This is a genomic window from Bradyrhizobium sp. RDI18, from assembly GCF_043203335.1.
GTDB lineage: Bacteria > Pseudomonadota > Alphaproteobacteria > Rhizobiales > Xanthobacteraceae > Bradyrhizobium > Bradyrhizobium retamae.
Map to the genome: position 1 here is coordinate 19,941 of NZ_JBICRN010000005.1, position 9,456 is coordinate 29,396.

The window sequence follows — 9,456 nt, forward strand, 5'->3', positions numbered from 1 at the left end:
AACGTCGGCTATGAGGCGTAAAGCGGAAGTGGCTCGGAAATCGCCAAACCGACGCGATTGACCCAACTGCGACATTGGAGCTCGCCGTGACGATTCGTGAGGAGGCGCGGCTCGACTTTTGGGGATAGAATTCGGCCGGCTCAGCACCTCAAAAGTTGGGCTTAGTCCGAGACATGGGAGGATCACATGAAAATGATTCAAGTTACCATCGTTTCCGGCTTGATCGCCTTGGCCGGTCCCGCGTCAGCCCAAGGCATGGATGACAAGATGCTTGGACCGCAGGATGTAAAATGGACGAAGGCCCCGCCGTCTATTCCGCCGGGGGCTGAAGCAAGCGTACTCTACGGCGACCCCGGGAAGGAGGGCTTGTTCGTGCTTCGGCTCAAGCTCCCCAAGGGCTATGCCGTTCCCCCGCACACCCACCCGAAGCCTGAAATCGTAACCATTATCTCCGGCACGTTTACGCTCGGCATGGGCAACGTTGCGGATAAAGCCAACGCCAAACCGCTGCCGGCTGGAAGCTTCTTCGCGTTTGCGCCCGGCATGGCGCACTATGCCTTCACGGATGAAGAAACCGTCGTTCAGATCAACAGCACTGGGCCGTGGGGTATCAACTACGTAAATCCCAAGGATGATCCTCGACAGAAGACGCAGTGACTAAGACACCGGTGCGCAGGGGCGCGTCAACCAACGTCCCTGCTCATTTGTTTGAGGCGGTCGTGCGCTCTCGGGCGAAACGCCATCGCTTGCGCGCATTTCGCGTGCCTTGTGCCGCGCGCCGACGAGGTGATCAAGCGATCGGCCGGAATGTCCGAGTCTGGCACCTTTGAGAAATGGCGACCGACCCTGACGATGTCCGTTTCCAGGGGAAGACCGGAAGTAGTCGGCCGACGACCAAAATGACGCGATTGACCCTGGCTGTGTGAAAACGCGGTGCTGCTGTTATGATTCTCCCCGTGATTCTAAGGGGGAATTGATCTTCGTTGAAGAGGCGGATCGTGGGCAATGGACGCTATTGCCTGAATGCCTCGATGACTTCATTGACGAGAGCAACCCTGTTCGCGTGATCGATGTGTTTGTCGATGCGCTCGATTTGGCCGAGATGGGCTTCGAAGGCGTGGAGCCGGCGGCGACCGGGCGGCCGTCGTACCATCCCTCGGTTCTCCTGAAGCTGTACATCTATGGCTATCTGAACCGGGTGCAGTCGAGCCGGCGGCTGGAACGCGAGGCCGGACGCAATGTCGAGGTCATGTGGCTGCTCGGTCGGCTCGCTCCTGATCACAAGACGATCGCGGACTTTCCGCAAAGACAATGGCCTGGCGCTACGCAAGGTATGCGCGCGCTTCGTCGAACTCTGCCGTGAGATGGGCCTTCTCACGACGGCGCGCGTCGCCATTGATGGCAGCAAGTTCAAAGCAGTGAACAACCGGGACAAGAACTTCACACGGGCGAAGGTGAAGCGGCGGCGTGCGCAGCTGGAGGAGAGTGTCGCGCGCTATCTGAGCCAACTTGACACGGCCGATAGGCAGGAGCCGACGGAGGTGCTGGCCGCGAAGGTGACGAGGCTCCACGAGAAGCTCACAAAACTGAAGGAGCAGATGGGCAACCTTGCCGTCTACGAGAGGCAGATGCTTGCGTCACCTGATCAGCAAATCTCGCTGACCGATCCCGACAGCCGCTCGATGGCGACGAGCGGCCGCGGTTCCGGCGTCGTCGGCTACAACGTGCAAGTCGCCGTGGATACCAAGCACCACCTGATTGTGACGCATGAGGTCACGAACAGCGGTTCAGATCGGGCTCAACTGGCCAATATGGCCAAGCAGGCGAAGGCTGTTCTACAGACCGAGACGCTCGAGGCCGTTGCCGATCGCGGCTACTTCAGCAGCGCGGAGATCCTCGCCTGCCACGAGGCCGGCATCACAGTAACTCTGCCCAAGCCGCAGACGTCTGGCGCCAAATCGGATGGACGCTTCGGCAAGCAGGACTTTGTCTATTTGCCGGAGGAGGACGCCTATCGCTGTCCGGCTGGAGAGCAACTGCCATATCGTTTTACGAGCGAGGAAGATGGCAAGCGGATAAGGCGTTACTGGACCAATGCCTGTCAAAATTGTTCGCTCAAGTCCCAGTGCACGACAGGGCCAGAGCGGCGGATTCCACGATGGGAGCATGAGCATCTGCTCGATGCCGTGCAGCAGCGCCTTGATGCGAACCCGCTCGCCATGCGTCAGCGTCGCGAGACGGTCGAGCATCCGTTCGGCACGATGAAGGCCCGCATGGGAGCGACACACTTCCTCACCAAAACGCTTCCAAAAGTAGCCGCCGAGATGGCTCTCTCGGTTCTGGCCTACAATCTGACACGGGTCATGAACATCGTCGGAGCCAAGCCGCTGATGGCTGCGATCGCGGCCTGAAACCCGCTCGGGTTTTTTTGCTCCCAGTACCGGCGTCCCACTCAAGCCGTTTTTACACGACCAAGACCCGAAGCGGACCTCAACTCCTGCCTAGATAGGCAACGGCTTCTATTTCCACCAACACTTCCGGCTTCGCAAGGGATCGCACTTCAACAAGCGTGGAAGCGGGAAAATCTCCCGTGAAGAATTCGCGGCGTGCTCGCCAGACCTCGGTGTTGTTCTTGATGTCGACGACGTAGATCGTCATCTTCACCAAATTATCCATCGTTCCACCGGCCGCTTTGATGATGCGGTCAATGCGTGAAAATATTTGCTTGCTCTGTTCGTACTCATCCTTGCCGACCATCTCGGTGCCGCCTTCGAAGGGACGTGCTACTTGGCCGGAGATGAACAGCATGTCGCCGGCGCGTATAGCGTTTGACCACAGACCGGGGCCTACCTCAGCTACATCGGAGACGGAGAGCTTTGTCCTGGGCATTGCATTCTCCCTATGAAGTTATCTCTAATGCGTTTCGCTATTGGTCTATCACAAACATAAGCGAACGCGTCGCGCCTCCGTTGTCCGACGACGGCGGAGTTCGTCCGCTTCGCCCGGTAGATTGCAGGCGCAGCACTCATCGCGCGTGCGGTACGCTACCGCGGCCGCGGTCGTTTCCGTTGTGCCCCGGCCTGCTAGCGACCGCAATCTGTGGCGATGTCAGCTTCTGACGGCCAAGCGGAAATTCTTACGATCAGTCAGAGCATTACCGCTTGTGTGACCCACAGCGGACTTACGGGCGTGTTTGCTCAGATCATCCCCCCGGTCCCGGAATGAAGCAGCGCCATATAGGGGTCATTCTTCTATCGGTGTAGGACGGCGACCACCAAACCATCGCGATGCCGCTGAGGTTCGGCTGGTCGATCACGGCGGAGTATGGCACGTCGAACCATTGCCCCGGCTCGGTTGGTCTATGCGGATCCTTCAATAAGACCCTATACCCGCCCTTCGTCATATCCCACTCGGCCTCCACGTGCTGGCCGTCGCCGGTGTCGCAGCACGGCTCGCCTACCTTATTCTTGAGACTCTTGAACCACGCATTGAGTTCTGGTCGCATCGGGTCATGCGAATTGGCCGTGCCAATCTCGAGAAGAGCAACCGCACTCAATCCCATCATGGGAGTTAGGATCAATCGATAAAGGCGTGTCGGCCGGCGTCCATTCGAACTGGTCATGGGAACCTCCGTTCCCCCAAACCCGTTTCTGTGGGTCATCGGCACTGCGAGAAGGTTCAACCGGATGGCCGACGCGCTGGCTCGGTTGGCCGCTTCGAATCTGGCACCAATGCGAAGTCCAGAGGCCTCCGAAATTATCTGCTTATCGGGGCAGACCGGAAGTGGTGAGCGCACGGTTAGAAGGACGCGATTGACCCAAACCGGAAATTGTCAAACCTGGATTGAAGAAAGGGACAGACTGTTGTTATGCGTCAATCAAGAATCAGACGACTGGTCGTTCGCTGCTGCTTTCCGCTTCCTGCGTGCAACGCGGCCCACGCTCCTCGTCCGGATTGCTGGTATGCAGGTAAGTCACGCTTTGGGAGTCAGTCGCCAAAGGCGGCTTGCGAGGCTTGATGATCGATGGTCCAGTCGTTGAAGAGGTCCGCTGCGGTTGCGCGTATGTGAATGCTACTCAACAAATGGATGTCAAAATAAATTTATGGGTGTCAGTGATTTCACACACGTAGGGTGATTTACCGATTAATTTCCAACTTGAGTGGTTCGCCCAAACGTCTACTAGTCGGGGAAGAGCGAAAGTGGTCGGCCTCCGGTCGAAACGTCGCGATTGACCCTTAACGGAATTCCGGTACCGCGCTACGGACCGGATGACCGTCGGCACCTCGTCGGGTAGACTGGTTGCCTAAGCTCCCGAACGGGAACGGGTATGCGCATGGCCCGGAAGCTCGCCGCCATCATCGCCGCCGACGTTGTCAGCTATAGCCGGCTGATGGGTGTCGACGAGGCCGAGACCTTGGCGGCGCTCAAGACGCATCGACGAGATTTGATCGACCCGAACATTGCCGAGCACCAGGGCCGCATCGTCAAGACAACTGGCGATGGCCTTCTGATCGAATTCCCGAGCGTGATCGAAGCCGTCCAATGTGCGGTCGAGGTCCAGCGCGCGATGCAGGAGCGTAATTCGGACGTGCCGGCGGACCATCGCATCGAGTTCCGCGTCGGCATCAACCTCGGTGACATCATCATTGACGGCGACGATATTTATGGCGATGGCGTTAATGTTGCGGCACGGCTCGAAGGCCTCGCCGAAGCCAATGGGATCTGCGTAAGCAGAGTCGTACACGATCAGGTGCGCGACAAGCTGGGTCTGGGCTTCGAGGATCTGGGCGAGCGGCAGCTCAAAAACATCGCCCGGCCGGTCCGCGTCTTCCGGATTGCAACACCGGATATCGGACTGCGGACGCAATCGGCAAACCCCGCACTCGCGATACCGGACAAACCGTCGATTGCCGTATTGCCTTTCACCAACATGAGCGGAGATCCAGAACAGGACTACTTTGCCGATGGAATGGTCGAGGACATCATCACGGCGCTATCTCATTTCAAGGCGCTGTTTGTCATCGCCCGCAACTCCAGCTTCACGTACAAGGGGCGCGCCGTCGACGTGAAGGTAGTCGGGCGTGAGCTTGGAGTGCGCTATGTGTTGGAAGGAAGCGTTCGCAAGGCCGCAAACCGGGTGCGCATCACGGGACAGCTTGTCGATACCGCTACTGGCGCGCATCTTTGGGCGAACCGGTTTGATGGTGGGCTCGGCGACATTTTCGATCTGCAGGACCAGGTGACGGAGAACATTGTCGGAGCGATCGCGCCGGCGGTTGAAAAAGCCGAGATCGAGCGCGCCAGACGCAAGCCGACCGAGCGTCTCGACGCCTATGATCACTACTTGCGCGGTTTAGCTAAGTCTTATCAAGATGCTAGTCAGCAAGCGTGCAGCGAGGCACTGCACCTATTCAACTGCGCGATCAAGCTCGACCCAGACTTTGCGACAGCCTACGCTCGTGCCGCCTTTTGCTATGCCAATGCCAAGGCCTTTGGCTGGATTTCACTCACACCGGAAGAGGTTGCCGAGGTATCGAGGCTCGCTCACCGAGCGGTTGAGCTAGATAGGGATGATGCGATCGCGCTCGCTGATAGCGGATGGGCATTGGCATACGTTGTTCGCGATCTCGATCGAGGCGCCGCTTTAATCGATCGCGCGCTTGCGCTCAATTCCAATGTGGCCGAGGCGTGGGATTGCGGTGGCTGGGTAAAGAATTGGCTCGGCGAGTACGAGCTAGCGATCAAGCGCTTCACGCGTGCCATACGCCTGAGCCCACTTGATCCGTGGGTCGCACCGATGCGAGCTGGGACTGCGCATGCACATTTCTTCCTAAGTCGCTATGACGAAGCGGCATCGTGGGCGGCAATGGCGTTGCAGGACAATCCAAACTCTCAACCTCTACTTCGTATTGGCGCTGCTAGCAATGCGATGGCGGGACGGCTGGATCAAGCGCAGAAGGCGGTCGTGCGCCTGCGCCAACTCAATCCTACACGGCGGGTTTCCAACCTCAAAAACGTGCTGGGACCTTATCGGCGTGCCGAAGACATCTCGCGATACGAAGAAGGATTGCGGCGAGCCGGGCTCCCCGAATGATACCGCTGGAGGAAGGAAGCGTTACCTTGGGCGATTCTGTCGAGACTTCAGTTATTCGGAAGTCGCGATGAGATGTCTGCCCATCTACGCCACACCGGACGGAGAATCTCATTTCGGATGATGTCCATATCCCAATAACTACATACCGCTTATCCCAAACGAAGCGCCGTTCGGCTTTCGTCCCACTATCCGGCGTCACGCATCCGCTTCGTGCACGTTCCGGCCGGCATGGGCGAAATCGGTTGGCACGCTCCACCGGGAAGGGTGCTCACGGTGTGAAGTTCGAGACGAGCGATGGAGAGGTGCGGCACGTTTCGGCCGGTGGTTCTATGTTGGTGGGGATACGCTTGGACAGGGCCACATCTCACGTCACCCCAAGAGCGGTACACGCTGCCAGAAAGTCTCGACAGCCCACCCATTACAACTCTAGGAGTTGCCGTCGAGCTCGTCGGACGAGCGACCGGATGTCGCCAATTGTCACAAAGCGGACGCGCCGTCCGCGCCGCTGAATGTCCTCTCTTGCGATAGCAGCGGTCATACGACCGTACGCACCATCGCGTCCCAGTCCCATCGGACCTAAAACACGCCGCGTGACCTCAGGACTTGCCGATCGCCATGGCGAGCGCTCCCGGCAAGAACCGGATTTCCCAGAGGATCATCCGATCCAGCGGATCCGACGCCCCTCCGGTTTTTTTCGGGAACCTCTTCCCGTCAAGACCATCCAAGGTGGCAGCGAGGAAAGCGCCGAAGGCGACAGGTCCCGGGACCTGCGGACGGATCCGTTGGCGCCGGACAATTCCGAGACCGAGTTCGTACAGCGCGCACGCGGCTGGGGATGGGAATGCCTTCGAGCTTAACCAGGGAGAACAATCAATGGCACGGCATTCTTCGAACACCATCACAAGACGAAGTCTGGTCACAGGGCTGGCGCTGAGCGCCGCCCCAGTCGCTTTGGCGGAGGCTGATGACGCCTACGCGCAGGCCAAGGAAACAGCGAAGGAAACCACGTCTGAGAAAAATCTGTATGAGCGGCTGGGGGGCGTATTCGCCATCGCGGCGGTGGTGGATCACTTTAGCGACGCCGTCGTGAAGAACCCCTTCGTCGGCCAGAAGTCAAAGAACCCACAACTGCGGGAATGGCACACCAAGAACCTGAAAAGGTTGCCCGGCCTAAAGTTCATGCGCACGCTGTGGGTCTGCGACGTTTCGGGTGGGCCTTTTAAGTTCACCGCCACCAAGCCCGGCAAGACGCCTGTTGGGCTGGAGGAGGCTCATCGGAATCTCCGGATCTCCCCGGCCGAATTCGACGAGGTCGCAGCCGAACTTGGACGGACGCTGGACTTCGCCAAGGTTCCGAAACGCGAGAAGGCCGAAGTCCTGGCAGCCTTTGCCGCCCACAAGGACGAGGTCACGGCCGGCTACGTTGCGGCCGCCAAGCGCGGCTGACGCTGCTGTACTGCCCCGTCCACACGATCCCGCTCGGCCAAAGCTGAGCGGGGAAATGTTGCTGCGCGCCAACTACGAGCTGCGGGATAACGAGTCTGCTTCTGACCCCACAGCGGACGTTTCATCACGTTTCAGGCACCAAAGATTCTGCAGTGAGAATTCAGCTACAGAAGAGCACATCTGTATTCTCAAGAAAGGGCACATCAGAGCAATCGGTCAATGCCGCTGATTGATCTGAGAACTCGCGCGCCAGAAACTGATTGGTCGCAGCCTCAGCAAAAGGGGTGAAGGGTCAGCATGCCGATGGAACGCGCGCGTGAGCCCGACTCTTTCACCGCCCTCGAGGGGAGGGCCAGTCACCAGAGGAGCGCACCATGTCGTCGATCGCATCCGTTGACCGTGCCGCAGCCGAGCTCGCGGCCAACTTTGGGGGACAGCTCCAGAAACCTACCGATGCCGGATACGAGGAAGCCCGCAGGGTTCACAATGGCCTCGTCGACAAACGCCCCGCGTTGATAGTCAGATGTCGCGGCGTTGCCGACGTCGTTGACGCCGTCAACCTAACTCGCAGGCTTGGCTTGGAAGTGGCGGTTCGTGGCGGCGGCCACAACGTTGCGGGCCGCGCCACGATTGATGGCGGGGTGATGATCGACCTAAGCCCAATGAAGGGGATTCACGTTGACGCTAAGAGCCATCAGGCGCGCGCGCAAGCGGGCGTGACCTGGGCCGAATTCAATCGCGAGACGCAGCTGCATGGTTTAGCGGTCACGGGCGGGGTGGTCTCCAGCACGGGGATCGCAGGGCTCACGCTCGGTGGCGGGCTTGGCTGGCTTATGGGCAAGTATGGCCTTGCCCTCGACAGTCTCAAGGCTGTCGACCTCGTGACAGCTGACGGCAAAATTCTCCGCGCTAGCCAGGAAGAAGAGCCCGACCTCTTTTGGGCTGTTCGTGGCGGGGGTGGAAACTTTGGCGTCGTGACCTCGTTCGAGTATCAGCTGCATCCGGTGGGGCCAACCGTCACGGCCGGCCTCATCGTTCACGCGATTGATCGTGCGCGCGACCTGCTCGAGTTCTACCGCGACAAGACCCGATCGCTACCCGATGAGCACGCGCTGTTTGCGACCCTCGCGCATGCCCCGGATGGGTCTGGCATGGAAGTGGCGGCGCTGGTGACCTGTCATTGCGGTCCGCCTGCCGATGCCGAGAAGGCCGTGCGGCCGCTGAAGGAGTTCGGGTCACCCGCGTTGGATGCAGTCGGTCCGATGCCCTACTGCCAGCTCAACAGCATGCTCGATGCCGGCTTTCCCAAGGGCGCTCTCAACTACTGGAAATCGAATTTCCTCACGGAGCTCAGTGATGCTGCAATCAGCGCGATGATCGACTGTTTCGCGCGCTGTCCCGCGCCCATGGGTCAATTGCTCCTCGAGCATATCCATGGTGCAGCGACTCGCGTCGGGGTCGGTGACACGGCGTTCCCACATCGCAGGGAAGGCTACAACTTCCTTGTGCTCGCGCAATGGATGCGGCCGGCCGACACGAACCGCTGCGTCGCGTGGGCGCGAGAAACCTACGAACTGATGCAGCCCTACTACGCCCCAGGCCGGTATGTGAATTATCTCGACGACGACGAGGCAGCAGATGCTGTCGCCGCGGCGTATGGCGCCAACTACCGGCGGCTGCAGCGGATCAAGGAGAAGTACGATCCGAAAAACTTCTTCCGCATGAACCAGAACATCCGGCCCTTGGCCTAAGGCTGACCGGACGCCGTCCATTGCCCTCGCGCTCGGTTTACTAACGAGTGCAACCTCGCCCGCGCGGAGACGTCGAGAGCAACGTCGAGATGGCGGTGGTCATCGCTGCTCGCGTCAACGCCCTTCCAGGACACGACTTCGGTCCAATCTCGAATGACCGCTCT

The 9,456-nt window shown here is 59.5% G+C and carries 6 protein-coding genes and 1 pseudogene; 5 read left to right on the forward strand and 2 right to left on the reverse strand.

The features are described from left to right. Window positions 1-186 precede the first annotated feature (186 nt). Window positions 187-657: a cupin domain-containing protein gene (locus tag ACFXS9_RS00950; RefSeq protein ID WP_392684119.1), complete on the forward strand. Its 471-nt coding sequence runs from the start codon at window positions 187-189 to the stop codon at window positions 655-657. Window positions 658-973: 316 nt separating this feature from the next. Then, window positions 974-2,411: pseudogene (locus ACFXS9_RS00955) on the forward strand (IS1182 family transposase). A 79-nt stretch (window positions 2,412-2,490) separates the two neighbouring features. Here ACFXS9_RS00955 and ACFXS9_RS00960 read toward each other — a convergent pair. Both ACFXS9_RS00960 and ACFXS9_RS00965 read right to left on the reverse strand, forming a co-directional pair. Further along, a complete protein-coding gene (locus tag ACFXS9_RS00960) occupies window positions 2,491-2,889 on the reverse strand; it encodes a RidA family protein (RefSeq protein WP_057901013.1) in 399 nt (132 codons plus the stop codon). Window positions 2,890-3,202: 313 nt separating this feature from the next. Further along, window positions 3,203-3,622, reverse strand: coding sequence for a hypothetical protein (locus ACFXS9_RS00965; protein WP_392684122.1), 420 nt, complete (start codon window positions 3,620-3,622; stop codon window positions 3,203-3,205). 712 nt (window positions 3,623-4,334) lie between these two features. Here ACFXS9_RS00965 and ACFXS9_RS00970 point away from each other — a divergent pair. The 3 genes from ACFXS9_RS00970 to ACFXS9_RS00980 all read left to right on the forward strand — a co-directional run bounded on the left by ACFXS9_RS00970 (window position 4,335) and on the right by ACFXS9_RS00980 (window position 9,292). After that, window positions 4,335-6,095, forward strand: a complete 1,761-nt coding sequence (locus tag ACFXS9_RS00970) for an adenylate/guanylate cyclase domain-containing protein (protein WP_392684125.1) — start codon at window positions 4,335-4,337, stop codon at window positions 6,093-6,095. A gap of 873 nt (window positions 6,096-6,968) precedes the next feature. Next, window positions 6,969-7,541, forward strand: coding sequence for a group 1 truncated hemoglobin (locus ACFXS9_RS00975; RefSeq protein WP_392684127.1), 573 nt, complete (start codon window positions 6,969-6,971; stop codon window positions 7,539-7,541). Window positions 7,542-7,915: 374 nt separating this feature from the next. Then, the gene (locus ACFXS9_RS00980) at window positions 7,916-9,292 is read left to right on the forward strand and encodes an FAD-binding oxidoreductase (RefSeq protein WP_392684130.1); all 1,377 of its coding nucleotides are present in this window, start codon (window positions 7,916-7,918) and stop codon (window positions 9,290-9,292) included. The last annotated feature ends 164 nt before the right edge of the window (window positions 9,293-9,456 follow it).